The sequence below is a fragment of the Actinomyces vulturis genome (assembly GCF_001687305.1).
Taxonomy (GTDB): Bacteria; Actinomycetota; Actinomycetes; order Actinomycetales; family Actinomycetaceae; genus Actinomyces; species Actinomyces vulturis.
The window spans coordinates 1-572 of record NZ_LZRK01000012.1 but is presented as its reverse complement, the minus strand read 5'-3'; the positions used below and the strand labels follow the sequence as shown (position 1 = coordinate 572).

The 572-nt window shown below is 49.7% G+C and carries 1 protein-coding gene; it reads left to right on the top strand.

The genetic code is table 11. The annotated features are described in order from the left end of the window. The coding region (locus A9753_RS09700) for an SdrD B-like domain-containing protein (protein ID WP_141673415.1) at positions 1 to 572 on the top strand (572 nt) is incomplete at both ends.

Below are 572 nucleotides of genomic sequence, written 5' to 3'. Positions count from 1 at the left end.
GAAAAGAACCAAGCTGACTCCCACATTTTTGTCACCACCGACGATGCTGGGACTGTCTACGCTGACCCAGCAAACGCCAACTGGGTTGAGTATGGACAACAGTCAGGTGAAATCACCGCAATCAAGTTCGTCAACGACTCACTGGTTCCAGATGAGTTCATGAACTTCACTGTTCATGCCTCCACACAAGGCATGGGAAACAACACAGAAATCTTCAACAACCTTCTAGCCGGACATGCTGACGGCTTTAGCCTGCCAGTACCAGCAGTAGCCCCTGTACGCACAGAGGTCTACGACACTGGTATCAGCGGAACACTGTGGCGTGATAGAAACGAAAACGGCTCCATTGACGTTGACGAAACCGTGCGTTTTAGTGGAGCAACACTGACACTAACCAACAGTGAAGGCGAAACAGTGGAAACAACCAGCACTGATGAGCAAGGCCAGTACCACTTCACTCACAAGCCTGATGGTGACTATGACATCACGGTGACGGATAAGAGTGGTATCCCAGTTAAATTCCACTACACCACAGATGAAAAACGTCATGCTCATGTGGATGCTGAACACCG